This window comes from Bradyrhizobium sp. 930_D9_N1_4 (assembly GCF_052076015.1).
GTDB lineage: Bacteria > Pseudomonadota > Alphaproteobacteria > Rhizobiales > Xanthobacteraceae > Bradyrhizobium.
The window spans coordinates 314,964-340,882 of record NZ_CP197236.1; the positions used below are offsets into that span (position 1 = coordinate 314,964).

The window sequence follows — 25,919 nt, forward strand, 5'->3', positions numbered from 1 at the left end:
GGGTTCCAGCAATAGGCAGGAACCACGTTCCACGCAGGCCGTTATCGTTCCTTGCAGGAAGGAACCTGAAATGGCTAACGACAATGCTCGCGATGTGGATCGCGCCTGGGATCTGATGAAGACAATCGGATTCGCGATGCTGGTGACGCGTGACGGCGACAAGCTGCGCGCGCGGCCGATGAGCGCATTTCTCGATCGCGACGCGAACACGATCTATTTCCTTACCGACGCACGGCGTCACAAGGACGAGGAGATCAAGCGCAATCCCTCGATCAATCTGTCGTTTGCGGATGCCGGCAGCCAGAAATATGTCTCGCTGACGGGCACCGCGGTCGTTTCCAACGACCGCGCCAAGATCAAGGAGCTGTTCTCGACGCCGGCGAAGGCGTGGTGGGACAGCGCGGAGGATCCCAACATCCGCGTGCTCAAGATCACGCCAGACGATGCCGAATTCTGGGACTCCCCGGGCACGGTGATTTCGTATGTGAAGATGGCAGCCGCGGCGGTAACAAATACGCGTCCCGATCTCGGCGAGAACCGCAAGGTCCAGATGTGATGCCGATCGAGCCGCCCGAAATTCCACCTTCGACGCCGGGCACTCCGACCGAGCCGCCAATGGGGATTCCGCCAGGCAACCCGCAGCCTGAAATCGCGCCGCCGGTGCGCGAGCCCGGCGAATCACCACGGCCCGACGAGTTGCCGGGCAACATGCCTGAAGAGATTCCATCGCGCGGGCCGAACGGACCGCTCACGCCAAATCCCGCGACGGATGAAAATTCGCCGCGGGATGGCGCATGAGGCGAACCATCACGTATGAGGCAATTGCAACCAGCGTCTGAATGCGCAATGAACGTTGTCATAGTGACGTGATTTGCATGCAGAAATAAATCGGGCCGCGACCGCTTCGCCCGCCACATTCCGGCCTAACGCGTAGCCGTTCATTCCAACACTTCGTCAAAGAACCTTCCGGGGAAGTTCACCACCATGACCAACCTTCGTTTCGTGCTGCTTGCAACGACGGCTCTGACCGCGATGCAATTCGCAAGCTCCGCATCGCATGCGCAGAGCGCGCCGCCGCTCGTCGTCGCGCAGGCGCAGACACAACCGCCAGAGAACGACAAATCGAAGCAGCCGCCGCCGAAGGGAGCGCCGCCGCCAGCCGCGCGTCCTGCCGCGCCACCTCCGCCTGCCGCAGCACCGCCTGCGGCACCCGCACGCCCGAGTGCGCCACCGCCCGCGGCCGCACCTCCGCATCCTCCCGCTGCGCCGCCGCCGGCTGCGGCGCCATCGCGTCCGACGCCGCCGCCGCCGCCGCCACCGCCAGCCGCTGCTCCCAAGCAACCATCGCCGCCTCCGGCCGCGGCTCCGCAGCAGCACGCGCCGACACCGCCGCCGGCCGCACAGCCGCACTCACCGACGCCGCCTCCCGCGGCGCGTCCCGCTCCCACGCCGCCACCGGCAGCAACACCGCCCGCTCCGGCACCCGCGGCTCCCGCAGCGCGTCCGTCTACGCCTGCTGCTCCGACCGCGACGCCCACAGCAACGCCTGCACCGGCAACGACACCTGCGCCGGCCGCAACGCCCGCACCGGGCACGCCAGCTGGACGCCCGGGCGCACCGCCGCCAGGCGGACGTCCCGGCACGCCTCCTGCCGCAGGAACACCGTCGCCCACTCCCGGTGCTGCGCCCGCTCCGACAGCCACGCCGGCTCCCGGTGGCGCTCCGACCCCGCCGCCCGGACGTCCCGGTGCGGGGCCGACGCCCGCCCCCGGCGCAACCCCGGCTCCGACGGCAACCCCCGGCCCCGGCGGCACTGCAACGCCCCCGCCTGGCCGTCAGGGTGGAGCACCTCCTCCGGGTGCGCCCGCAGCCGGAACTCCGGGTGCACCGCCCCAAGCCGGCCTCCCGCCCCGACCCCCGGCTCCGCCCGCCGGCGTCGCGGCGCCGAGCACCGTTTCGGGCTCCGCAGCCGCAACGGCGCCGCCCGACAGGGCGCAAAATGCTCCGCCGACGGTCGCCCCGGCCTTCCGCAGCGCCCCCACCACGACCACGCCCCTGCCGCCTGCGCCGCGCCCGCAGCAGCGTGACCTGACGCCACTCGCGATCGGCGCGGCCGTCGTGGGCGGCGCCGTGATCGGCGCGACCATCGCCGACTACCGCAACCAGCGCCGCGAAAGCATCGAAGGTGGCCGCACGGTCTACACCGAGCCGGATCGCATCATCATCCGCGATCCCGGCGGGCAGACTTACGTCCGCGGCAACGATCTCTATCGCTTCCGCTACGGCGCCCGGGATATCCGCACCGACACCGTCGGCGGCGATACCCGCACCGTCGTGATCCGTCCCGATGGCAGCGAGATCATCACCACGGTCGGCCCGGACGGTCGGTTGCTGCGGCGAATCCGCAGGGACAGCGGTGGGCGCGAGATCATCATCATCGACAACAGCTACCGCGATCCGCAGTCGGTCGGGGGCTTCTATGTCGACGCGCCGCCGCCGGTCGTGAACATTCCCTATGATCGCTATATCGTCGACGCGCAGGAAGCGTCGCCGGACGTGATCTACCAGACCATGGTGGCACCGCCGGTGCAGCGGCTCAATCGCCGCTACACGCTCGACGAAATCCGCTACAGCCCCAATGTTCGCATGCAGATGCCGAGCATCGATCTCAACACGATCAACTTCGAAACGGGATCGTGGACGATCCCGCCGGATCAGGCGGCGCGGCTGCAGGGGATCGCCGACGGTCTCAACCGTGCGATCCAGGCCAATCCGCGCGCGGTGTTCCTGATCGAAGGTCACACCGACGCGGTCGGCAACGACGTCGACAATCTGTCATTGTCGGATCGTCGTGCGCAGTCCGCGGCCGAATTGCTGACTCAGCAGTTCGGTGTGCCCGCCGAAAACCTGACGTCGCAGGGTTATGGCGAGCAGTATCTGAAGGAGCAGACGCCAGGGCCGAGCCTGATCAACCGGCGTGTCACCGTCCGCAACATCACGCCGCTGCTCAACGGCGGCCAGGCCTCGCTGCCGCCGCCCCCGCCCGGCACCGCGCCGCCGCGCTGAGGCGACACGCATCAATGCAAAATGGCCGGGAGCGATCCCGGCCATTTTTGTTTGGAGCGTTGTTCTGCTTTGACGCGATCTACTGTCCGGCGGCGAGCCCCAGCGCATCGGCCATCACGCGAAACACCTCGGTGTTGTCCATCGAACCGTGCACGCGCTCGCTGCCCGGCCCGGTCGCCGTCAGGATGACATCCTCGCCCGAATGCACGCTGGCGCCGATCATCGCCGACAGATTGCCGGGGCGCAGCACCGCGCCGGGGACGTCCTTGTATTTGTCGTTGGCCTTGAAGGTGCCGTCGTCGCCGGCCTTGACGGTCGGCTCGTTAGGATTGTCGAGTTTCGGCCGGAAGGTTTCGTAATGGTCCGGCAGGCTGGCCGAGAAGATGGCGAGCCTACGGCTCACATCGACGCGCGATGGATAACCGTCCGCATCGGGCGCCGGATAGTTCGGAAATCCGGCCTGCTCGTAGACGCCGACGCGTTCGCGCAAGGAAACATTGGGCGTCGTGCCCATGTCGTCATTGACGGTGCCGACCAGGCTGTTGGGATGATTGTGGTCCGCCAGCACCAGGATCAGCGTATCGTCACCGCGCGCCTTCGCCCATTCGCGCGTCTCGCGCACCGCGTTGTCGAGCATGATCGTGTCGTAGACCGCGCGCTCCATGTCGAGCACATGCGCGTATTTGTCGATCAATCCGGACTCCACCATCAGGAAGAAGCCGGTCTCGTTCTTTGCGAGGATGGTCAGCGCGGCCTGCACCTGCCCGGTCAGATCAGGCTGCTCCGGGAATTTCTTCACACCGCCGCCCTTGAGAAATTTGCGGTCGAGCACGCCGTCCATGTTGCCGGTGGCGAACAGGCCGAGCAGCTTGTTCGTCTCCGGCTTTGCGGCGGATGCGCTGAGCTCGCTCGCGGTGGTCGCGACTTGATAGCCAGCGTCCCGAAACTTCGCGATGTAGTCGGTCTCGTCCTTGCGCTTGGAGCCGGCGGCCGACTTCGGCAGGAGATTCGCGCTGCCACCGCCCATCAGCACGTCCGGCTTCGCGGAAAAGAACTGCTCGACGATCTCGTCATAGGCCGCGCGACGACGCGTATGCGCGACCATCGCGGCCGGCGTGGCGTCCTCGATCTCGGTGTTGGTGACGATGCCGATCGCCATGCCGTGCCGACGCTTGGCGAGGCTGGTGATGGTTTCGACCCTGGGATCGTCGAACGGGCTTGCGGTGCGGTCCGCATAGACGCCCAGCGCGTTGACGGCACCCTTGTGGCCGGTCGCATAGGCGCTGGCCGAGTTCGCGGAATCCGTGATGATCGAATCCGAGCCCGCGGTCGCCACTAGCGCCATGTGAGGCATGTCGTCGATCGCGAGCTTGCCGCGGCTCTTGCCCTCGGAAATGCCTTTCGACAGGATTCGCGCCGCGACCCGATGCGCCGGCGACATGCCGTCGCCGATGAACAGGATGACGTTCTTCGCCTTGCGCGGGCCTGTATCATAGATGTTCCATACGACGCTGCGCTGCTGGGTGCCGTCGGTCACGTCCACTGTGACGCTGCCGGGCTTGGTCAGCGTGACATCGCGCAGGGTCAGCGCCGACTGGTCCTTGACGTCCTCGCGATCGACGAACGTTCCGGCGCGACCGAACGCGGCGGCATAATCCGCGCCGTTCACCGTCACCTTCAGTTTGGCCGGATCGACCAGCCCGGGAAACTCGACCTTGAAGTCGAACCGGGCGCCGGCGAGGATTTCCGCGCGATCGATCGGATAGATCGTCTGCGCCGACAATGACGACGTCCAACAGAGGACGATGAGAGAGGCCAGTGCCGATCCCTTGACCATGCGCGATGCTCCGCTATCCCGTTTCCGACAGAAACAGGAAGCGTAGCAATCGAGCATGACACCGTCATTAAGTCGCGCGCCGCCCGATCGGGCGGCAAAAAGCCTCAGCTCAAAAAGCTCAGCCCTTGTCGTTCTCTAGCCGGAAGATCTGCGAGCCTTCGCTGCCCGAGAGCAAGCCCGTATCCGTGTAGAGCTTCAGCTTGGTGCGCGTGTCGGCGATGTCGAGGTTGCGCATGGTGAGCTGGCCGATGCGGTCGGCCGGCGAGAAGGCGGCGTCCTCGACCTTCTCCATGCTGAGCCGCTCCGGCGCATAGGTGAGGTTCGGACTTTCAGTGTTCAAAATAGAATAATCGTTGCCGCGGCGCAGCTCCAGCGTGACCTCGCCGGTGACGGCGCGCGCGACCCAGCGCTGTGCGGTTTCGCGCAGCATCAGAGCCTGCGAATCGAACCAGCGGCCCTGATAGAGCAGGCGGCCGAGACGCATGCCGCTGATGCGGTATTGCTCGATGGTGTCCTCGTTGTGGATCCCGGTGACCAGGCGCTCATAGGCGATGTGCAGCAGCGCCATCCCCGGCGCTTCGTAGATGCCGCGGCTCTTGGCCTCGATGATGCGGTTCTCGATCTGGTCGCTCATGCCGAGGCCGTGGCGGCCGCCGATCGTATTGGCTTCGAGGAACAGCGCGACGGGATCGGAGAAGGTCTGGCCGTTCAACGCAACGGGCTGGCCTTCCTCGAAACGCACCACGACCTTCTCGGTCTTGACATTGCAGTCATCGCGCCAGAACGGCACGCCCATGATCGGGTTGACGATCTTGATGCCGCTGTCGAGGCTCTCGAGGTCCTTGGCTTCGTGCGTGGCGCCGAGCAGATTGCTGTCGGTCGAATAGGCCTTCTCGGCGCTCATCTTGTAGGCGAAGCCCTGCGCGGTCATGAACGCCGACATCTCGGCGCGGCCGCCGAGCTCGTCGATGAACTGCTGGTCGAGCCAGGGCTTGTAGATGCGCAAGGATGGATTGGTCAGAAGGCCGTAACGGTAGAAGCGCTCGATGTCGTTGCCCTTGAAGGTCGAGCCGTCGCCCCAGATGTTGACGCCGTCCTCCTTCATCGCCGCGACCAGCATCGTGCCGGTGACGGCGCGCCCGAGCGGGGTGGTGTTGAAATAGGTGATGCCGCCGGTCGAGATGTGGAAGGCGCCGGACTGGATCGCGGCGATGCCTTCGTGGACCAGCTGCGTGCGGCAGTCGACGAGGACGGCCTTCTCGGCACCGAACGCCTCGGCCTTGCGCGGGATCTCGTTGTAGTCGGCTTCGTCGGGCTGACCGAGATTGGCGGTATAGGCGTAGCAGCGCGCGCCCTTCTGCTTCATCCAGAGCAGCGCCGCGGAGGTGTCGAGGCCGCCTGAAAAAGCAATGCCGACTTTCTCACCCTTGGGCAGGCTTTTCAGGATCGTGGTCATGGCGCTTCCAATCGGGTCTCAAGGGGCTGATGCTGACCGCGCGAATATCAAATTTCGCAGGGATCGGCACGCATTTAATGGTTCAAACCGAGGGCTCGGCGCCCGTCTTGCGACCGAACAGGCGCTGCCGGAGCCGGTAGGCGGGCATGTTGAGCCGGGTCAGGGCGGCATCGACCGCCTTGTCCGAGAACCGGGTCCGGGGCCAACGGTAGATCATCGCATAGGCGAACCAGATCACGACGAAGGTGACGAGGCCGGCGATCGAGACATCGGTGAAGAAGTGGCCGCCGAAGGCCATGCGGAGTCCGCTGGTCACGGCACCGAAGACGACGGCTCCGGCATAGGCGAGCGGCCGCCACGCCGGCGGGGCGAGAGCGGCGGGCGCCAGCGTCCAGAATGCGGTCGCGCCCTCGCCGGAGAAGAACGAGCAGTTGCGCGCACAATCGCCGCGCGGGTCCCACCACGGCACGAATTGCTGGTCGCCTGCAAATTGGGTGACCACCACCGGGCGGGGCCGGCCCCAATAGGTCTTGAAGGTGAGGTTGGTCAAAATGCCGGCCGACAGCGTCAGCGTCACCAGCAGAAAGATGATCGCGCGCCCCGATACCATCAACGGCCGGTCGGGCCTGATCATCTTGACCACCAGCGCCACCAGCGACGGCAGCGCGAAGGCCCAGGCAATCCACATCGCGGCATCACGCGCGATGCCGGCCCAGCCGACCAGCTTGAGCGGAAACGTCTTCGTCTGGGGATCGAAGAACAGCGCGGCGAGCTTGAGGTCGAGCTCGGGATAGAGGCCGAAAACGACGCCGATCACGAGCCACAGCGCCAGGCCGATAAAGAGTCCAGTCCGGTTCATGGCGCGCGGTTTAGCGGAGTGGAGAGGGGATGAAAACCCCGGACTCGGCGCGACTTATCGCGCATCCGGCCTTGAATTCAACGGCAGCGGCGGAGGCGGCTTGCGCGGGGGCGGCGGATTCCGCCAGGCGCCGGCATTGCGGCCGGCGATCAGCCAATAGACCACGCCGGCGACGATACCCGCACCGGTCATGATCTCCAGGTGACGGCGCACCACGCCTTCGAACTGCAACGTGTCGGAGTGGAAGGGCACGAGGCCGAGATAGCAGGCGAGCCCGACGAGACCGCCGCCGACGGCGTAAGCGAGCGCGCTGCGGATGTAGAGCGCTTCGGTGATCGCGACGATCACCGCCGCCGGAACCAGCGCGAAGCCCGAGACGAAGATAAAGCCGAATCCGAGCAGGATATCGATCGCGCCCTGATCGACCGGGCCGGCGCCGAGATCGGCAAACTCCGGAAACAGCAGCGCGACGACGACGATCATGCCGCCGACGAAGCAGGACGCGAGAAAGCCGATGAAGATGACGATGAGGCGGCCGATCAGGGACATGACAGGAAAGCCGATTCAGCCGTCATTGCGAGGAGCCCGCGACAAAATTGCAAAGCAATTTTACGCTGGTGCGACGAAGCAATCCAGATTGCCGCCGCGGAAACAGTCTGGATTGCTTCGCTTCGCTCGCAATGACGAGGAGGCGAGAGCGCGCACATGTCCAGCTAGTCCGTCATCGCCATGGCGCGCAGCGCCTGGCGCTCGCGTGCCGAGAGCTTTTCTGTCTCCGACTTGAGCTGGCCGCAGGCGGCGAGGATGTCGCGGCCGCGTGGGGTGCGCACCGGCGAGGAATAGCCGGCGTTGAAGATGTATTCGGAGAATTTTTCGATCTGGTCCCAGTCCGAGCACTCATAAGCCGTGCCGGGCCAGGGATTGAACGGAATGAGATTGATCTTGGCGTGAATGCCCTTGAGCATCTTCACCAGCAACTTTGCGTCGTCGAGCGAATCGTTGACGCCCTTGAGCATCACATATTCGAAGGTGATGCGGCGTGCGTTCGAGGCGCCGGGGTAGTCGCGGCAGGCCTGCAACAGCTCCTTGATCGGGTATTTGCGATTGAGCGGCACGAGCTCGTTGCGCAGCTCGTCGCGAACCGCATGCAGCGAGATCGCGAGCATCACGCCGATCTCCTCGCCCGCGCGCACGATGTTCGGCACCACGCCCGAGGTCGACAGCGTGATGCGGCGGCGGGAAATGCCGATGCCTTCATTGTCGCCGACGATCAGCAGCGCATCGCGCACCGCCTCGAAATTGTAGAGCGGCTCGCCCATGCCCATCATCACGATGTTGGTGACGCGGCGCGTGCCGTCCTCGCGATCGGCCCAGTCGTTCAGGCGATCGCGCGCGACCATGATCTGCCCGACGATCTCGCCGGCGGTGAGGTTGCGCACCAGGCGCTGCGTGCCGGTGTGGCAGAAGGAGCAGTTCAGCGTGCAGCCGACCTGCGAGGAGACGCAGAGCGTGCCGCGATCGGTCTCGGGGATGTAGACGCACTCGACTTCATGGGCGCGCTCGACATTGTCGCCGCTCGGCAGGCGCAGCAGCCATTTGCGGGTGCCGTCATTGGAGATCTGCTCGGCCACGACTTCGGGCCGGTCGACCGTGAAATGCTGCGCGAGCTCGGCGCGAATGCCCTTCGAGACCGACGTCATGTCGTCGAAGCTCTGGGCGCCGCGGAAATAGAGCCAGTGCCACAGCTGCTGCACCCGCATCTTGCGCTGCGCCGGTGCGACGCCGATTTCGCCGAGACGATCGGCCAACTCGGTGCGCGACAACCCGATCAGCGACGGCTTGGCCGGCGGCACATAGGTTTCGAGCGGAGTCTTCTCCACCAGGATTGCGTTGTGCGGCTCAGCAGTCGGTTGCATGGGATGCCTGATATCTCTCGTCATGCCCGGGCTTGTCCCGGGCATCCACGTTCTTTTCGCCCGTTACCAGCGCGTGGATCGCCGGGACATTTGGTGCGAAGACGCGCTTCGCGCATTAGCCCGGCCCCGACGACTGAAATTATGGAACCGACCCCATATAGCAACTGAAGCGGCCGATTGCGACCGTAGAGCTACCGGGGGCAGATACAGCCTTAACGCCTGCAATCCTGCGAAATCCGGTCGAGCGCCTGGGCGAGGCCCTTCAGCGAGAAGGTGTCGGTCGTCTCCGTGCCCTTGGCCGAGACGCCCTTGACGACGAGATCGGCGGATTTGCGCATGGCTTCGACCATCCGCTCCTCCTCGGCCGCGTTCTTGATCCAGAGGCCGTCACCCTGGGTGTACATCGAGAAGGCGGCGCCGCCGACCTCGACCGAGGATTCCGAGCCCGGCTTCAGCGCGTAGCCGATCATGACCGAGACTTCGTTGTTCACCTTTTCCGCCGGCCGGGTCGAGACGAAGGCATAGGCGGGATCGCGCGGCCGGTTCGGCGGGTTGGTCTTGGACGAAGACGGCTTGGCCAGCGCGAAGCAGACCTTCTTGCCGTTGGGCGTCGCCGAATAGGCGCCCCAGGTGCCGAACTGGCCCAGCAGGGTCGGCTCGGCGCCCCCCGCAACCGCCGCGGGCGGTGCCGTGGGTTTGCTCTCGGGCTTTGCAGCCGTCTTTGCCGCCGTATTGGCCACTGGCGCAGCCGGTTTCGGTGCAGCTTTAGGCGCTGGTTGCGCCGTCTGCGCCCGCGCGGAATCGGTGAATCCCCACACCGACACGCCAGTCATCAAAGATAAAATCAGCACCCGCCACATGCTGGAGTGGTTCCCTCAATATTGTGACTGGAAGATGGCCCGGCCGTGCTTTGCCCCGGATGCAGAGATAGCCGGGAAAGTCCAATTTGGGAAGGCAGTTAGCGGGTCAGGCGGTTCGTCAGCGAGTTCGTCAGCCTTGGGATCGCGCGGCGCGCTGCTCGGACCATTGTGCATCGGTCCAGCCAAGCAGATCCTCGGCGCCGGAGCTGCGCAAATGCGCGCCACCGTCGATCACCACCATCTCGCCATTGATGTATCCGGCACGGTCCGAGACCAGGAAGCTGGCGAGATCTGCCAGCTCGCTGTGCTCGCCGGTGCGGCCAAGCGGGTTGCGCGCGGTCCAGCCCTCGTCGCGGCCCTCGGGGCGGAGCTGACCCGATGCGCCCGCGGTCGGGAACGGACCCGGCGCGATGGCGAGGGTGCGGATGCCCTTCGGTCCCCACTCCACCGCGAGGCTTTTGGTCATCGCCAGCACCGCCGACTTCGCCATCGCCGAGGGAACGGTGAAGGCGCGGCCGGTGATGGTCGAGGTCGAGAGGATCGAGAGCACGACGCCGCCATGCTTGCCCTCGATCCAGCGCTTGCCGGCGGCGAGCGTGCAGTACATCGCGCCATGCAGCGTCGGCGCCAGGATCGCATCCGCCGCGCGGAACGAGAGATGCTCGCTCTGTGCGATGAAGGTCGCGGCCGCGTTGTTGACGAGGATGTCGAGCGGCGCCTCGCGCCAGATGGCGTCCATCATGCCGTCCACGGCACCACCGTCGCGAACATCGCAGGCGATCGTCGTGACCTTGCCGCCGGTCTGCGCGCGCATCTCGCTTGCCATTGCCTCAAGCCGGTCGAGCTTGCGGCCGCAGATCACGAGCTCGGCGCCGAGTGCGAGGAAGCGACGGCCCATCGCGGCGCCGAGGCCCGAGCCGCCACCGGTGACGAGGATGCGCTTGTCCCTGAGCAGACCTTTTTCAAACATCGTTTGAATCCTTCCGTTTCTTCTTGCTTCGTCATTGCGAGCGCAGCGAAGCCATCCAGACTATTTCCGCGGGACGGGCTCTGGATTGCTTCACTTCGCTCGCGATGACGAGGATAGGCCGGCGCGTAGCCTTAGACAAAGAATCTGGATTGTCGCCCGTGCCTAAATCCGGCAGAACCGACCCAACTATAATTCCACTCGAAACGCCCCAGGTGCCGCCATGAAAGCCATTCTCTGCTCGCAATATTGCCAGCCCGACGATCTCGTGCTCGCCGATGTGCCGGATCCGGTGGCGGGTCCTGGCGAGGCCGTCATCGCGATCAAGGCGGCGGCGCTGAACTTCTTCGACATCCTGATGATCCAGGGCAAGTACCAGATCAAGCCGCCGTTCCCGTTCTCGCCGGCCGCCGAAGTCGCGGGTGTGATCGAGAGCATCGGCCCTGGTGTCACCGAGGTGAAGGTCGGCGATCGCGTGGTTGCGTCCTGCGGCCACAACGGTGCGCGCGAGAAGATCGCCCTGCCGGCGGCATCGATCGTCAAGATCCCCGACAATCTCGACTATGACCGTGCGGCCGGCATCATCATCATCTACGGCACCGCGCTGCATGCGCTGGAAGATCGCGCCAGCCCGAAGCCGGGCGAGACGCTCGCCGTGCTCGGCGCGGCCGGCGGCACCGGTTTGGCGGCTTGCGAGCTCGGCAAGCTGATGGGCCTGAAAGTGATCGCCTGCGCTTCGTCGGACGAGAAGCTTGAATTTGCGAAGGCGCATGGCGCCGAGCTGACGCTGAACTACGGCAAGGAAGATCTGAAGGAAGGCCTGCGCAAGCTCACCGGCGGCAAGGGCGTCGACATCATCTTCGATCCGGTGGGTGGCACCTATGCCGAGCAGGCGCTGCGTTCGATCGCCTGGGAAGGCCGCTTCCTTGTGATCGGCTTTGCCGCCGGCGACATTCCGAAGATGCCGCTGAATCTCGCGCTGCTGAAAGGCTGCGACATCCGCGGCGTGTTCTGGGGCGCCTGGACGCGCCTCAACCCCGAGAAGAACCGCGCCAATCTCGAGAAGCTCGTGAAGTGGACCGCGGAAGGCAAGATTTCATCGCATGTCGACCGCACCTTCCCGCTGGCGCAGACGGCGGACGCATTGAAAGTGCTCGCGGGTCGTCAGGCCATGGGCAAGGTGATTTTGCATCCGTGACATCGCGGTGCTGTTTCAGCACACGCAACTGTCGTCGCCCGGCCAGTGCGCAATTGCGCACTAGGACCGGGCGACCCAGTATTCCAGAGACGTCAGAGATTTAGCCGAGAAGCCGCGGCGTACTGGATTCCCCGCCTTCGCGGGGAATGACGGCGAGCGCGGGACGCGCAGTGTGCCCACCCTCGCCCTGTAAAATCTCTCTCAACCATCGCGGCCAAAATGGCGGTGCATTCCCTCGCCTCGCCGCAATCAAACCCAAATATTTCCCGATTCGCGCAAACCGCCGTCGTTTTTTGGGCTGAATCGGACGGCGATTTACCGGTTCCAGTTAGCGGGGCGCTGCTGGACAAAAACAAGAAGATGGGAGCCGGCAAGGCCCCTGCGTTGCGTCATAATGGGGAGCATCACACCATGGAGACGACGGCATCCCGTCCGTCCAGGGAGTCGCGGGCGTTCGACTCCGATCAAGCCGCATCACGTCCGCCTGCCAAGTCCTACCTTCGTGCGCGAGTCGCACGGGCCGAGCTTCCAGACGATCCAATGCCGTTGTTCCTGTCCGATCCTCTCGGGGCGCCGGACCCATTGGAATACGCGCCACCGGGTTCGCGTTCGAGGACGAGGATCGCACCGCGCGTTCTGGCCGCCATTCTGGCGGCATCCACCATCGCGATCCCGGTCACGCTGTTTCAGTCCGATCTTCGCCGGCTGCTTGCCGGTGAGGCCGGCGGCTCGACCGACGCAGCTCCGCAGCAATTGGCGGCACCGGCGCGGCAGACGCCGTTGAAGGATCCAGCCCGTGTAACCAACGCGAAGCTGGCGAGCGCCGATACGCGGGACCTCCCTGCACCGCCAAGCCGCGAAGCGATCGCGACCGCCTATCAGATTGCGTTGCAAGCCCAGGCTCCGATATCGGCGCCGGTGTCAGCGCCGGCGCCCGCCGTGGCGCCGCCTGCACCGCCCGAGCCCGTCAGGACGCTCGACGCCGACACGCTGGCAGGGCTGATGACGCGCGCAAGAAGCCTGATCGGCATCGGCGACATCGCTGCCGCGCGCCTGCTGCTCGAACGCGCGGCCAATGCGAACGATGCAACGGCAGCACTTCTGCTGGCGCAGACCTATGATCCCGCGGTGCTGGGCACCAGCGACGCGCGGAGCATCATTGCCGACGGACCGGCCGCACGTGACTGGTACCAGCGGGCTGCATCACTCGGGTCGGCGGAGGCGCGTCAGCGCCTCGCCCGGTTTCAGAACTAGAACGCGTCAGGGGACATCATGCGTAACGCTTTGGGAATGGCGCTTGGCGCCATCATGACGATCTGTGCCTTCAATGCCCGCGCCGAGCAGACCGAATATGATCCGGCCAAGGTCTCGGACAGTTTGAAGGCCATCTTCCAGTTCGGCTCGACCTCGACCAAGCAGGCGCTGAACGCCAATACGGTCACGCTGATCACCGGCACGATCGGCGGCACCTATGTGCAGTTCGGCGCCGACCTCGCCTCGGTGCTGGACGACGGCAACAGGATTCGCGTGCTGCCGATCGTCGGCCGTGGCTCGGTGCAGAGCGTCGCCGACATCCTGTTCCTGCAAGGCGTCGATCTCGGCGTCGTGCGGGCCGACACGCTCGACTATCTCGAACGCAAGGGCTTCGCCAAGGACATCAAGCGGCAGTTCACCTATGTGACGAAACTCTACAACGAGGAGATGCAGGTGATCGCGCCGAAAACGGTCGCGACGCTGAAGGACCTCGAAGGCAAGACCGTCAGCGTCGACCTGCCGAACGGCGGCACCTTCGTCACCGCGCTCACCGTGTTCGAGCGGCTCGGGATCAAGGCGAAGTTCGTCTATGTCGAGCAGCGCATCGCGATGGAGAAGCTGAAGGCCGGGGAGATCGACGCCGTCATCGTGGTCGGCGGCAAGCCGTACAAATCGGTCTCGACCTTCGGCAATGACGGCCGCTTCCATCTTGCGAAGGTCGACTACGCCAAGCCGCTCCAGAGCGACTATCTGCCGGCGACGTTGACCGCGAAGGACTACCCGAACCTGATCAAGGAGGGCGAGAGCGTGGACACGATCGCGGTTCCGGCCGTGCTCGCGGCCTATAATTGGGCGCCGAACACCGAGCGCTATCGCAAGCTTGCTTTGTTCGTGGACGCGTTCTTCACCAAATTCCCCGCGCTCCAGAACCCGCCCTTCCATCCCAAGTGGAAGGAGGTCTCGCTCGCCGCACCGCTGTCCGGCTGGAGCCGATTGCCGGTGGCGCAGCAATGGCTCGACAAGCACGGCGTCGAGCCGGTGGCCCGGCAGCGCTTCGAGGCGTTTCTGAAGCAGAGTCCAACGGCTGCGAAGGTGTCCGACACGGACAGAGAGACGTTGTTCAAGCAGTTTCAGGCGTGGGATGCGGAGAAGGCGCGGGCAGCGGAGAGGAAGTAAGGGGCGTCATTGCGAGGAGCGAAGCGACGAAGCAATCCAGAATCTCTCCGGAGAGGCAGTCTGGATTGCCTCGCTTTGCTCGCAATGACGGTGCTTGGAGCAAGCGGCATCAACACACTCGGTGTCATCGCCCGGCTTGACCGGGCGATCCAGTACTCCGTGACGCCAGTGATTGAATCGAGAAGCCCCGGCGTACTGGATTCCCCGCCTTCGCGGGGAATGACAGCGGAATGCGGATCGACAGCGGTTACGCCGCTTCTGCTCCCGAATCCGCCTCACCCACCCCACGCTTCAACACAGCTCGCGCGGCGTCACGATGCTCATTCGTGATATGTCCCGCCACCATGCGGATGGCTGTCGCCAGCACGGCGGCGTCATCGGTGAAGCCGAGGATCGGCATCACGTCGGGAAGGAAATCGAACGGCAGGATGAAATAGGCGATCGCGCCCAGCAGCGAGGCCTGGACATGGCGCGGCGTCTGCCGGTCGAACGCGCAGTAATAGGCCGCGAGAAGATCTTCCGCGAACGGCAGATGCGCGACGACGCGCTTGAGCTTGCGCCAGAACCGACGACGCACGCTTTCGCGATCTTCCGCGAGCCGATCGGCCGGCTCGAAGCCGACACTGTGTTCGGCAGCCATGGTCGAGAACTCCCCGTTCACCCGGACGCGGCGGATGGCCGCATCCCCTGCTGATCACAACATGGGGACTCGCATCGGGCCTGCAAGATGTCAGCCTGGCGTCAGCCGGCGATAGCGTTCATTGCGGTCGCCAGCTTGATGTCGAGCCCGGTGACGCCGCCGGCGTCATGGGTCGACAGCACCACCTCCACCGTCTTGTAGACGTTGCGCCATTCGGGGTGGTGATCCATCTTCTCGGCGACCAGCGCCGCGCGGGTCATGAAGCCGAACGCCTCGTTGAAATCCTTGAAGACAAAGGTTTTCCCGATCGCGTCGCGGCCCTGAACCTCGGTCCAATCAGGGATGGTGCCCAGCGCCTGCTTGCGTGCTTCCGGCGACAGCCGCTCTGCCATGATGGCCTCCGTTTTCAGGGGAACTTTACCCTAACACCGTGCATAGGACCGGGGTTCATACGGGAATTACGTCCATCCGGTAACCATGACGGAGATGTAACCCCGCCGGACAAGAAATTTGCTACAATTGCGGGCGTAAATCGCCGGCCAAGATGAAACTGAGCCTCAAGCGACTGTTCGGGAGATCGATGACCGGGGGATTGGACCTGGCCGAAGCGCCCACCCCGCCGTCGCCGCGATCCGCGGCGCGACGGATGGCGCTTGTCTCTCTTGCATTGGTGCTTGCCATCATCGGCGCGCTCACCGGCGGCTATTATTTCGCGATGCGTCCGGTGACGCTGAAGATCGCGGTCGGTCCCGCCAACAGCGACGACCTCAAGGTCGTGCAGGCGCTGACGCAGGCGTTCGCGCAACACAAGAGCCAGGTGCGGCTGCGGCCGATCCAGACCGACGGCGCCACCGCCAGCGCCGATGCGCTCGCCGAAAGCAAGGTCGATCTCGCCATCGTGCGCGGCGACGTCGACGTGCCCAAAAACGCGCAGGCGGTCGCGACCTTGCGCAAGAACGTCGTGGTGCTGTGGACGGTGCCCGGCAAGGGCAAGAAGAAGGGCGCGAAGATCACCAAGATCGCGCAGCTCGCCGGCCATCGCGTCGGCGTGATCGGCCGCACCCAGGCCAACGTCAATTTGCTCAAGGTGATCCTCCAGCAATATGGCGTCGATCCCGCCAAGGTCGAGGTCATCCAATTCCCGGCCAATGAAGCCGCCGAGGCGATCAAGGCCCAGAAGGCCGATGCCTATCTCGCGGCCGGCCCCGTCAACAGCAAGATCACCTCGGATGCGATCGCAGCGACGGCCAAGGAGGGCGGCACGCCGACCTTCCTCGCGATCGATTCCGCGGATGCGATCGCGCAGAACCATCCGGTCTACGAAGCATCGGAAATTCCCGCCGGCACCTATGGCGGCTCGCCCGATCGTCCCGACGACGAGGTCAAGACCATCAGCTTCTCGCACCACATCGTGGCGCGCAAAGGCGTGTCCGAAACCACCATCGCGGCGTTCACGCGGCAGCTATTCGCCGTGCGCCAGCAGCTGGTGGCGGAATTCCCGATGGCGGCGAAGATCGAGACGCCCGACACCGACAAGGATGCGGTGATCCCCGTGCATCCAGGTGCTGCCGCCTTCGTCGACGGCGAGGAAAAGACCTTCCTCGACAAATACAGCGATTACATCTGGTGGACCCTGATGGCGCTCTCCGCGATGGGCTCGATCGGCGCCTGGTTCGCGGGCTATCTGAAGAAGGACGAGCGCGACAACAACAGCCATCTGCGCGACAGGCTGTTCGACATGATCGCCGCCGCACGCAAGAGCGAGACAACCGAAGATCTCGACCAGATGCAGACCGAGGCCGACGAAATCCTGCGCGACACGCTGCGCTGCTTCGACCACGGGGCGATTGAAGAGGGCGGGCTCACCGCCATCAACATCGTGCTCGATCAGTTCCACGCCGCCGTCGCCGACCGCAAGGCCGTGCTGTTCAGCCTGCCGCAGAACCTGCAACGCGCGGGCGCGCAGTTCAGGGCCGCGGGCAACGCGTAACGCTTGATTCCAAGACCCTCATGGTGAGGAGCGCGGAACGCGCGTCTCGAACCATGCAGGCCCAAATGTCGCCTGCGGCCATCCTTCGAGACGCCCGCTATGCGGGCTCCTCAGGATGAGGACTGAGACTGCGGGTCGCTTGAACTGAGAGCTTGCGCGCGTAATCGCTGCGTCACACTGTCTCAATATAGCGTCGGGCTTCATCGTGGCGTCCGCCTGGGCGGGTGGCCTCGCGCGATATCGAGATCATCCCCATGAAGATCAAACTCTCCCGCCGCCGTTTCCTCACCACCAGCGCCGGCGTGCTTGGCGCGGTCGCCATGCCGCATCTGTCGCGCGCAGCCGACCGGCCGGCCGTGACGCATGGCGTGCAGTCCGGCGACGTCAGCGTCGATGGCGGCGTGGTCTGGGCCCGCACCGATCGTCCCGCGCAGATGCTGGTCGAGGTCGCGACGACGGAATCCTTCAAGAACGCCCGCGCGCTGCCGCCGATCGCGGCGCTGCCGGAGAGCGACTTCACTGCAAAAATGCTCATCGAGAACCTGCCCGGCGGTCAGGACATCTTCTATCGCATCCGCTTCCGCGATCTCTCGCATGGTGCGATCGAAGGCGAGTCCGTGGTCGGCCGCTTCCGCACCGCGCCGGCCGATCGCCGCGACGTCAGCTTCGTCTGGGGCGGCGATGTCGCGGGTCAAGGCTGGGGCATCAACCCTGACGACGGCGGCATGTTCAGCTTCGCCACGATGCGCAAGCATCGTCCGGATTTCTTCCTGCATTCCGGCGATACGATTTACGCCGACGGCCCGATTCAACCCGAAGTCAAACTCGCCGACGGCAAGATCTGGAAGAACGTCACGATCCCCGAGAAAGCCAAGGTCGCGGAGACGCTGGACGAGTATCGCGCGGCGCACAAATACAATCTCACCGACGAGAATTTGCGTGCCTTCAATGCCGAGGTGCCGATCTTCGCGCAGTGGGACGACCACGAGGTCACCAACAACTGGTCGCTGTCGAAGGAGCTGCCGGCGGCTTACAAGGTGCGCGACATCTCGCTGCTCGCCGCACGCGGCGCGCGTGCCTTCCACGAGATGTATCCGATGCGCGAGAGCATCCATGAGCCCGGCCGGGTCTATCGCCAGATCTCCTACGGCCCCCATCTCGACGTGTTCATGCTCGACGAGCGCAGCTATCGCGGCCCGAACGGTCCCAATCTCGAAACGGAATACGGCCCCGCCAGCTACTTCCTCGGCCCGGACCAGATCGCCTGGCTCAAGCGCGGCCTGCTGAACTCGCGCGCGACCTGGAAGGTGATCGCGTCGGACATGCCGCTCAGCCTCGTCGTGTCCGACACGCCGAAGGGCGGCTCGGAAGCGTTTGCACAAGGCGATGGCCCGGTACGCGGTCGCGAACTCGAGATCGCCGACATCCTGCGTTTCATCAAGATGGCGCCGATCAACAACACGGTGTGGCTGACCGCGGACGTGCACTACGCCGCCGCGCATTATTACGACCCGAACAAGGCGCAATTCCAGGACTTCGAGCCGTTCTGGGAATTCGTGTCGGGCCCGCTGCATGCGGGGACCTTCGGTCCGGCCCCGCTCGACAACACCTTTGGGCCCGAGGTGCGCTTCGTGAAAGCGCCGGGCAAGGACAACCAGAACCTGCCGCCGTCTGCCGGCATGCAGTTCTTCGGTCACGTCAGGATCGACGGCGCGTCCGGTCAGATGATTGTGACATTGCGCGACCGCGCCGACGTCGCGCTGTGGTCGACCACGCTCGATCCGAAATCGGCCTGACGCTGCAAGACTTCAGAACGATCAGGCGCCGCGTGCGCGCAACGCGGCCTCCAGCGCTTCGCTCGAGCAGGGCTTTTGCAGCCTCGGCCGCGCCTTGAATTCGGAAGCGATCCGCGCCTCCGCGCCATAGCCGGTCACGAAGACGAAGGGAATTTGCGCCGCCGCCAGCCGCTCGGCGACGGCAAAACTATTCTCGCGGCTGAGCTCGACGTCGAGCAGTGCGAAGTCCGGAGCCCGCGCCGCGATCAGGGCCAGCGCCCGCGCCACCGATCCCGCGGTACGCACGCTCTTCACGCCAAAGCCGAGCAGGCGATCCTCGAAATCGATCGCGATGATTGGATCGTCCTCGACGATCAGCACGTCGGCGGGCACGTCGGCCGAGCCATCCGAAGAAACAGGTATCATGATGCTGGCTATCGAGGGCTGCATGGTTTTATCCGTGAGGACAGCTTGATTCCGACGCCCGCGCCCAGTGCATCGGAGAGTTCCCGGAACGAAACTCACCACAGAACAGTTTTGACGTCTGTCCACTTGTGCACACAATCAGGGAAGGGACCTCGCTAGTGTTGAAGGGAGCCCAGGGGACTACGATGGACGTGCGTATCAGCAAGGCAAATGAGGTGAACAACCGGCCGGCGAACAATCTGTTGCGCCGCCTGAGTGCGGCCGACTACGCGATGCTCGCGCCGCACGTCGCGGTTGACGACGTCGACGCAAACCATCTGCTCTACAGTCCCGGCGACGATGTCCAGGTCGTGCATTTTCCCTGCGGCCCTTCGCTCGCGACATTTCTCGTCCCCAATGAAGACGGCCGCGATGTCGAGACCATTCTGGTCGGCCGCGAAGGTGCGGTGGGCGGGATCGTCAGCGAGGGATTCCTGCCGGCCTATACCCGCATCTGCGTGAAATTCAGCGGGCCGTTTGCGCGCATTCACGTCGGCAAGCTGGACGCGGCCAAGGCGCGATCGGCGTCGCTGCGCAACATCTTCGCCCGCTACGCCGACTGCATGCTGGCGCAGATATTCCAGTCCACCGCGTGCAACGCCATTCACTCGATCGAGCAGCGCACGGCGAAGTGGATCATCGCGGCGATGGAGCGGACTGGCGACGCGAACAGCGTACCGCTGACGCACGAGCAGCTGGCGACGCTGCTCGGGGTCGGGCGCAGCTATGCGAGCCGCGTGCTGCAGTCGTTCAAGGCCGAAGGCGTGCTCGACACGCGGCGCGGCTCGATCCTGGTCCGCAACCACGACGGCCTCCGCCTGCGTGCCTGTCTCTGCAACGACGCCGTGAAGATGCATTTCGAGGAGGTGCTGCGGGGGGTGTATCCGACCGAGGAAGCGGATCTGAGCTCCGTGCAGGGCTGACCGGGGCCCGCCACCCCCGTTAAGGGCCGGTTTGGTGCGGGATTTTCGCTAAGCCCCGGGGATTCCCGGACAAAATTCAATCAACCAACCCCGAAAGAACGCATTGTTTTTTGGCGTTTTTTGCCTATATTGCGCTGCAAACGCGCAGGGTGCCCGGTTGATCTAGCCGAGCGGCCCTTTTGGGCGTAATAGGCCCCGTTTTCCACGTTTCAGCGTTGTCCGTGAAGAGGTCCCGGCTTGACCGGCGAGATCGCGCTTAACCCATTGTCCGACCGTAAAGAAGCTCACTCATGAATCTTCGCAACATCGCCATCATCGCCCACGTCGACCACGGCAAAACCACTCTGGTCGACAAGCTGCTGCAGCAGTCCGGCACCTATCGCGACAACCAGCGCCAGGTGGAGCGCGCGATGGATTCCAACGATCTGGAACGCGAGCGCGGCATCACCATTCTGGCCAAATGCACCTCGGTGCATTGGGAAGACACCCAGATCAACATCGTCGACACCCCCGGCCACGCCGATTTCGGCGGTGAGGTCGAGCGTATCCTGTCGATGGTCGACGGCGTGATCGTGCTGGTCGATGCCGCCGAAGGCCCGATGCCGCAGACCAAATTCGTGGTCGGCAAGGCGCTCAAGCTCGGCCTGAAGCCGATCGTCGCCATCAACAAGGTTGACCGTCCCGACGCGCGCATCTCCGAGGTGGTCAACGAGGTGTTCGACCTGTTCGCGGCGCTGGATGCCACCGACGAGCAGCTCGACTTCCCGATCCTCTACGGGTCGGGCAAGAACGGCTGGATGGCCGACTCGCCGGACGCATCCCATGACGTCGGCATGAAGCCGCTGTTCGATCTCGTCATCAAGCATGTGGCGCCGCCGGTGGTCGAGGAAGGTCCGTTCCGGCTGCTCGGCACGATTCTCGAGGCCAACCCCTATCTCGGCCGCATCATCACCGGCCGCATCACATCCGGCACGGTGAAGCCGAACCAGGCCGTGAAAGTGCTGTCGCGTGACGGCAAGCTGGTGGAAACCGGCCGGATCAGCAAGATCCTGGCGTTCCGCGGCCTCGAGCGCCAGCCGGTCGAAATTGCCGAAGCCGGCGACATTGTCGCCATCGCCGGACTGCCCAAGGGCACCGTGGCCGACACGTTCTGCGATCCGACCGTCGAGATCCCGCTGCAGGCGCAGCCGATCGATCCGCCGACCGTATCGATGTCGTTCATCGTCAACAACTCGCCGCTCGCCGGCACCGAAGGCGACAAGGTCACCAGCCGCCTGATCCGCGATCGCCTGTTGCGCGAGGCCGAGGGCAACGTCGCGCTGCGCGTGGTCGAAGCCCAGGACAAGGACGCGATGGAAGTATCGGGTCGCGGCGAATTGCAGCTTGCGATCCTGATCGAGACCATGCGCCGCGAGGGCTTTGAGCTCTCCGTGTCGCGTCCGCGCGTCGTGTTCCAGAAGGACGAAGCCACCGGCCAGACCCTGGAGCCGGTCGAGGAAGTCGTGATCGACGTCGACGAGGAGCATTCCGGCGTCGTCGTGCAGAAGATGAGCGAGCGCAAGTCCGAGCTGATCGAGATGAAGCCCTCGGGCGGCAACCGCCTGCGCCTGGTGTTCTACGCGCCCACCCGCGGCCTGATCGGCTACCAGGGCGAACTGATGACCGATACCAAGGGCACGGCGATCATGAATCGCCTGTTCCACAACTACCTGCCCTACAAGGGCTCGATTCAGGGCCGCCGCAACGGCGTCCTGATCTCCAACGACCAGGGCGACGCGGTTGCCTATGCCATGTTCAAGCTGGAAGACCGCGGTCCGATGATGATCGAGCCCGGCTGGAAGGTCTACAAGGGCATGATCGTCGGCGAGCATACCCGCGACAACGATCTCGAGATCAACGTTCTCAAGGGCAAGCAGCTCACCAACATCCGCACCACCTCGAAGGACGAGGCTGTGCGCCTGACCCCGCCGATCCGCATGACGCTGGAAAAGGCGCTGGCCTATATCGAGGATGACGAGCTGGTGGAGATCACCCCGAAGTCGATCCGCCTGCGCAAGAAGCACCTCGATCCGAACGAGCGCAAGCGTGCGGAAAAGGCCAAGGAAGCTGTGGCGTAAGGGCTATTGCCCGAGCATGATCGGTCCATCGGGGACAGGTCATGCGCCCGCGTCCTTGTCCGGAGCATCGACCCCGCGATCGATGATGTCGATCGCGGACCCTGATTCAGCGAAGTCGCCCGCCTCGCGCAGCGCCACGATGTGCGGTGCCTTGTAAATATCGGGCTTGCGCTCGACATCCCAATAGGCGGTGTGGGTGAAGAAATCGGCGCCCCCCGCCAGCTTCGTCGAGACTGGAATGTCGACGATGTGCCGGCCGAAGATCGGTCCCAGCGGACCGCCGATCGCATCGCCCCAGAAGATTTGCTCGATCGGGAAATAGATGTTGGTCCAGCGCGTCAATCCGAACAGCGCGCCGTTATGGATTTGCCTCGCCTTCTTCTTTTTGTTGTCGAAGGACAGCAGGCCGTCCTGGTCCAGCCGTTTCGGCGGACAGGTCGGGAATTCCCGCTCACTGACCCGGCGATCGAAATCCTTCCTCAGCCGCTGGCGGCCATCGAGATCGGGGAAGCGCTTGTCCTCGTCGCACATCAGGAAATAGGCGTGTGACAGCGCACTTCCGAGCGTGACGTAATCGGTCACCAGCCAGCTCTTGAATTTGCGCTGTTCGAGCGGTTGCTTGACCGTGACGTCGGCGATGTTGGCAATGACTTGCCGCGCCTTGATCCGAAGCTCCCGCTTCTCGTCACGGGTGGCGATCGCCTCGGGTTGCCACCGCGCACCGTCGATATCCAGAAATTCCTGGCCGAGCAGCGTGATCGGCGGCAGATCGTCGGATACGCGGCTGAAATAGGCTCGCAGCATGTCGTAGGAGACGACGCAGCCCAAACTATGCGCGACGACGATGATGCGGTCATATTGTCCGGAGTCATGGAGACCTTCGAGCGTATCGACGGCTTCCTTCCTGATCGCACGCCGCACGGCGACGTTGGCGGGCGAGCCGCGGAAATATCGCGCGGCATCGCCCAGATAGGGTTGCAGGAAGGCGCCATTGACGGCGAGGTAGATGCTCAGAATGCCGAAGGCAATCGGCGCGCTCCAGGAGGAGTTCAGGGCCCAGGGCCATGACTTGACCACGGTCTCGAACAGAGGACGGGCCGGGTACCAGTATTGGTCGACCCAGACGAAGATGCCGCAGACGATCACGGAGATCGCGAGCGTCAAGGCGAAGGCAAGCAAGCCCCGCCGGCCCATGACCAGATAGGTCCCAAGCAATGCATCCAGAGTCGGAAGCGCGACCAGCGTGATCAGCTCCGCGCCGTCGAGCAGGCCCTTGTTCCTGTCGCCGGGAACGGCGAACTCCAGCCAGAAATAACCGGCGCCGAGGCCGATGCCGATGACGCAGAGCACGGCCAGCCAGATGCCGAGACGAAGATATCCCTTCAATAACGCACCGAAGAAACCGATCACGAGGCTGCTGAACAAGATCAGAGACGGCGCGATCAGGATATTTTGCGCGCTGGTCTGCGAGAACAGCAGCACGCCCTTGAGGGCCAGCAGCGCGAAAGACAGATTCATCATGCACAGGAAGATCGCCGCGCCCCACCACAGCCCGTTCAGGCCATGACGCATGATCGGACCTTTGCGGCAGAGCTCGTAGAGCCAGAGCAGAACCGCGACTGCCTTGGTCTCGCTCATGAGATGAGCCCAATACAGCTCGTGGAAGTCGACGCCACGCGCGTCTTTCGACCCCGGCACTTCATTCGTCGTCATCACCGAGAGGTCGATATCCTCCCGGTTCCTCTCCGGATGGGTCCAGAGCCGCTTGCCGTTGTCGGCGGGGTTGTTGCTGTCCCACCAGATGCCGCGGATGACGCCCCGGACCGTCTCGAGCGCGCGCTGGCTGCCGATGCCATGAACCACCAGAACGGCGGTTCGCTTGTGCTCTACGCCCGGATCGATGTTCGGCATGGCGGCAATTCCCCGGCTGAAAATAGCTGAAAAGATAATCGCGAATTGAATACAACCTTGGCACGAAAGACAAGCCGGTTCGGACCACTTGATACGCACGCTTCGTGCAGCAGGATGTTGCGTGGCCGAAGGCAAGGCGGCGCCCCAAACCGGTGTGCATTGCAAGAGGCGCGCGCCCGCCCGGCTTCAGCACATCCGGCGAACATGCTAGAGCCCGCCCATGACCTCTCTTCCCTCCTTCGTCGACGTCGCGATCATCGGCGCCGGTGCCGCCGGTCTGGGCGCGGCGCATGCGCTGCAAGGCTCCGGCCGCTCCGCGATCGTGCTGGAGGGCCGCGACCGGCTCGGTGGCCGGGCCTGGACCGTGCAGGCCTCGCCTGACGTGACGTTCGACGTCGGCTGCGGCTGGCTGCACTCGGCGGACAAAAACTCCTTCGTCGCGATCGCGCGACAACTCGGTTTCGAGGTCAACAAGGACCTGCCGCCCTGGCGCGAGCGCGCCTATGGCGACGCCTTTCCGCAAAGCGAGCGCGACGCGTTCATGCGCGAGATGGACGCGTTCTATGAGCGCATGTGGCAGGCCGCGCAAAAAGGCAGGGACGAGCCCGCGAGTCTGAGTCTCGAGCCCGGCAATCGCTGGAATCCGATGATCGATGCGGTCTCGACCTACATCAACGGCTGCGAACTGAAGGACATGTCGACGCTGGACTGGGACGCCTACGAGGACACCAATTTCAACTGGCGTGTTCGCCGCGGCTATGGCGCGCTGGTGACGGCCTACGGCGCGCCCTGCTCGGTTGCGCTGAACTGCAACGTCACGCTGATCGATCATTCCAGCAAGCGCATCCGCATCGCGACGTCGCAGGGCACGTTGACCGCGGACAAGGTGATCGTCACCGTGCCGACCAATCTGATCGCCGACGAAGCCATCCGCTTCTCACCGCCGCTTCCCGCCAAGGTCGGTGCCGCAGCCGGCCTGCCGCTCGGCGTCGACGACAAGGTGACACTGGCGCTGAGCGATGCCGAAGCCTTCCCCAGGGAAGGCAATTTGCGCGGCGCGACCATGCGCACCGAGATGGGCACCTACCACATCCGCCCGTTCGGCCAGCCCTGCATCGAAGGCTTTTTCGGCGGCAGCTTTGCCCGCGCGCTGGAAGAAGCGGGCGCCGGCGCCATTGCCGCGCAGAGCATCGATGAGATCGCGGGCTTTCTCGGCAACGACATCCGCCGCAAGCTGAAGCCGCTCTACGAGTCGCGCTGGGCGCATGATCCGTTCGCGCGCGGGTCCTACTCCCACGCGCTGCCGGGGCACGCCGGGGATCGCGCCGTGCTGGCGGCGCCGGTCGATGGGCGGCTGTTCTTCGCGGGGGAAGCGACGTCACCGGAGTTTTTCACGACGGCGCACGGAGCAAGGGATAGTGGAGAGCGGGCGGCGAAGGAAGTGCTGGCTGTTCTGGGAACGCCGTAACGACACACTCCGTCATTGCTTCGCTGCGCTCGCAATGACGA

At 64.6% G+C, this 25,919-nt stretch carries 22 protein-coding genes; 11 read left to right on the forward strand and 11 right to left on the reverse strand.

Features of this window, described 5'->3' with window-relative positions:
• Window positions 1-70 precede the first annotated feature (70 nt).
• The 3 genes from AB7532_RS01470 to AB7532_RS01480 all read left to right on the forward strand — a co-directional run bounded on the left by AB7532_RS01470 (window position 71) and on the right by AB7532_RS01480 (window position 3,066).
• On the forward strand, window positions 71-556 hold the full coding sequence (locus tag AB7532_RS01470; protein WP_441233067.1) for a pyridoxamine 5'-phosphate oxidase family protein: 486 nt from the start codon (window positions 71-73) through the stop codon (window positions 554-556).
• A complete protein-coding gene (locus AB7532_RS01475) occupies window positions 556-798 on the forward strand; it encodes a hypothetical protein (protein WP_441233068.1) in 243 nt (80 codons plus the stop codon). The genes AB7532_RS01470 and AB7532_RS01475 overlap by 1 nt, the downstream gene beginning before the upstream one ends.
• Window positions 799-984: 186 nt before the next feature.
• On the forward strand, window positions 985-3,066 hold the full coding sequence (locus AB7532_RS01480) for an OmpA family protein (protein WP_441233069.1): 2,082 nt from the start codon (window positions 985-987) through the stop codon (window positions 3,064-3,066).
• 79 nt (window positions 3,067-3,145) lie between these two features.
• Here AB7532_RS01480 and AB7532_RS01485 read toward each other — a convergent pair whose 3' ends face one another.
• The 7 genes from AB7532_RS01485 to AB7532_RS01515 all read right to left on the reverse strand — a co-directional run bounded on the left by AB7532_RS01485 (window position 3,146) and on the right by AB7532_RS01515 (window position 10,964).
• Window positions 3,146-4,903, reverse strand: a complete 1,758-nt coding sequence (locus tag AB7532_RS01485) for an alkaline phosphatase (protein WP_441233070.1) — start codon at window positions 4,901-4,903, stop codon at window positions 3,146-3,148.
• A gap of 118 nt (window positions 4,904-5,021) precedes the next feature.
• Window positions 5,022-6,359, reverse strand: a complete 1,338-nt coding sequence (gene argG, locus AB7532_RS01490; RefSeq protein ID WP_441233071.1) for an argininosuccinate synthase — start codon at window positions 6,357-6,359, stop codon at window positions 5,022-5,024.
• Between the two features lie 82 nt (window positions 6,360-6,441).
• A complete protein-coding gene (locus AB7532_RS01495; RefSeq protein WP_441233072.1) occupies window positions 6,442-7,218 on the reverse strand; it encodes a phosphatase PAP2 family protein in 777 nt (258 codons plus the stop codon).
• 54 nt (window positions 7,219-7,272) lie between these two features.
• Complete coding sequence (locus AB7532_RS01500) at window positions 7,273-7,767, reverse strand: hypothetical protein (RefSeq protein WP_441233073.1); 495 nt, start codon at window positions 7,765-7,767, stop codon at window positions 7,273-7,275.
• A gap of 164 nt (window positions 7,768-7,931) precedes the next feature.
• The gene (gene rlmN, locus AB7532_RS01505) at window positions 7,932-9,134 is read right to left on the reverse strand and encodes a 23S rRNA (adenine(2503)-C(2))-methyltransferase RlmN (protein WP_441233074.1); all 1,203 of its coding nucleotides are present in this window, start codon (window positions 9,132-9,134) and stop codon (window positions 7,932-7,934) included.
• Between the two features lie 212 nt (window positions 9,135-9,346).
• Complete coding sequence (locus AB7532_RS01510) at window positions 9,347-9,994, reverse strand: invasion associated locus B family protein (protein ID WP_441233075.1); 648 nt, start codon at window positions 9,992-9,994, stop codon at window positions 9,347-9,349.
• 130 nt (window positions 9,995-10,124) lie between these two features.
• Window positions 10,125-10,964 carry an SDR family oxidoreductase gene (locus AB7532_RS01515; RefSeq protein ID WP_441233076.1) on the reverse strand — a complete coding sequence of 280 codons (840 nt, stop codon included), beginning with the start codon at window positions 10,962-10,964 and terminating at the stop codon, window positions 10,125-10,127.
• A gap of 220 nt (window positions 10,965-11,184) precedes the next feature.
• On the opposite strand from AB7532_RS01515, the gene AB7532_RS01520 reads away from it, so the two are divergent.
• The 3 genes from AB7532_RS01520 to AB7532_RS01530 all read left to right on the forward strand — a co-directional run bounded on the left by AB7532_RS01520 (window position 11,185) and on the right by AB7532_RS01530 (window position 14,589).
• The gene (locus AB7532_RS01520; protein ID WP_092027866.1) at window positions 11,185-12,159 is read left to right on the forward strand and encodes an NADPH:quinone oxidoreductase family protein; all 975 of its coding nucleotides are present in this window, start codon (window positions 11,185-11,187) and stop codon (window positions 12,157-12,159) included.
• Window positions 12,160-12,378: 219 nt separating this feature from the next.
• Complete coding sequence (locus AB7532_RS01525) at window positions 12,379-13,413, forward strand: hypothetical protein (protein WP_441233077.1); 1,035 nt, start codon at window positions 12,379-12,381, stop codon at window positions 13,411-13,413.
• Between the two features lie 18 nt (window positions 13,414-13,431).
• On the forward strand, window positions 13,432-14,589 hold the full coding sequence (locus AB7532_RS01530) for a TAXI family TRAP transporter solute-binding subunit (RefSeq protein WP_441233078.1): 1,158 nt from the start codon (window positions 13,432-13,434) through the stop codon (window positions 14,587-14,589).
• A gap of 247 nt (window positions 14,590-14,836) precedes the next feature.
• On the opposite strand, the gene AB7532_RS01535 is transcribed toward AB7532_RS01530, so the two are convergent.
• The gene (locus tag AB7532_RS01535; RefSeq protein WP_441233079.1) at window positions 14,837-15,229 is read right to left on the reverse strand and encodes a YkvA family protein; all 393 of its coding nucleotides are present in this window, start codon (window positions 15,227-15,229) and stop codon (window positions 14,837-14,839) included.
• Window positions 15,230-15,330: 101 nt separating this feature from the next.
• A complete protein-coding gene (locus tag AB7532_RS01540; RefSeq protein ID WP_441233080.1) occupies window positions 15,331-15,621 on the reverse strand; it encodes a 4a-hydroxytetrahydrobiopterin dehydratase in 291 nt (96 codons plus the stop codon).
• A gap of 152 nt (window positions 15,622-15,773) precedes the next feature.
• Between AB7532_RS01540 and AB7532_RS01545 the strand changes: the two genes are divergently transcribed.
• Window positions 15,774-17,219: a TAXI family TRAP transporter solute-binding subunit gene (locus AB7532_RS01545; RefSeq protein WP_441233081.1), complete on the forward strand. Its 1,446-nt coding sequence runs from the start codon at window positions 15,774-15,776 to the stop codon at window positions 17,217-17,219.
• A gap of 254 nt (window positions 17,220-17,473) precedes the next feature.
• A complete protein-coding gene (locus tag AB7532_RS01550) occupies window positions 17,474-19,015 on the forward strand; it encodes an alkaline phosphatase D family protein (protein ID WP_441233082.1) in 1,542 nt (513 codons plus the stop codon).
• 21 nt (window positions 19,016-19,036) lie between these two features.
• Here AB7532_RS01550 and AB7532_RS01555 read toward each other — a convergent pair whose 3' ends face one another.
• Window positions 19,037-19,444, reverse strand: coding sequence for a response regulator (locus AB7532_RS01555; protein WP_441233083.1), 408 nt, complete (start codon window positions 19,442-19,444; stop codon window positions 19,037-19,039).
• Window positions 19,445-19,605: 161 nt separating this feature from the next.
• Between AB7532_RS01555 and AB7532_RS01560 the strand changes: the two genes are divergently transcribed.
• Window positions 19,606-20,382: a Crp/Fnr family transcriptional regulator gene (locus tag AB7532_RS01560; RefSeq protein WP_441233084.1), complete on the forward strand. Its 777-nt coding sequence runs from the start codon at window positions 19,606-19,608 to the stop codon at window positions 20,380-20,382.
• Window positions 20,383-20,672: 290 nt separating this feature from the next.
• Window positions 20,673-22,499, forward strand: a complete 1,827-nt coding sequence (typA, locus tag AB7532_RS01565; protein WP_441233085.1) for a translational GTPase TypA — start codon at window positions 20,673-20,675, stop codon at window positions 22,497-22,499.
• 39 nt (window positions 22,500-22,538) lie between these two features.
• On the opposite strand, the gene AB7532_RS01570 is transcribed toward typA, so the two are convergent.
• Window positions 22,539-24,410, reverse strand: a complete 1,872-nt coding sequence (locus tag AB7532_RS01570) for a hypothetical protein (protein WP_441233086.1) — start codon at window positions 24,408-24,410, stop codon at window positions 22,539-22,541.
• A gap of 220 nt (window positions 24,411-24,630) precedes the next feature.
• On the opposite strand from AB7532_RS01570, the gene AB7532_RS01575 reads away from it, so the two are divergent.
• Window positions 24,631-25,878 (forward strand): flavin monoamine oxidase family protein, encoded by a 1,248-nt coding sequence (locus AB7532_RS01575; RefSeq protein ID WP_441233087.1) that lies wholly within the window; start codon window positions 24,631-24,633, stop codon window positions 25,876-25,878.
• Window positions 25,879-25,919 lie beyond the last annotated feature (41 nt).